Genomic DNA, 300 nt, shown 5'->3' with positions numbered 1-300 from the left:
GGACGGTGAACCGGTAGGCCTTGCGGCCGTCCATCACGAACGGGACGGTCTTGGTCGCCTCGCCGAGGGCGATCGGCAGGATGCCGGGGGCCAGCGGGTCGAGGGTGCCGGCGTGGCCGGCCTTCTTGGCGTTGAAGGCGCGCTTCACCACCGCGACCGCGTGGGTCGAGGTCATGCCGACATGCTTGTCGAGGATCACCCAGCCCGAGACGCCCCGGCGCTTCGGCCGGTCCGGACGCGGCCCGCGCTGCGGTCGGCGCCCCTCCGGCCCGCGGCGCCCAGCGCCCGGCGGGGGAGCCT

At 75.7% G+C, this 300-nt stretch carries 1 pseudogene; it reads right to left on the bottom strand.

The features are described from left to right. A pseudogene (locus tag ACLBX8_RS31970) lies at positions 1–300 on the bottom strand (tRNA pseudouridine(55) synthase TruB); the annotation flags it as partial.

Source organism: Methylobacterium sp. D48H, from assembly GCF_053345715.1.
Note: the sequence above shows the minus strand (reverse complement) of the source record. Positions and strands in the feature narration are given on the sequence as shown.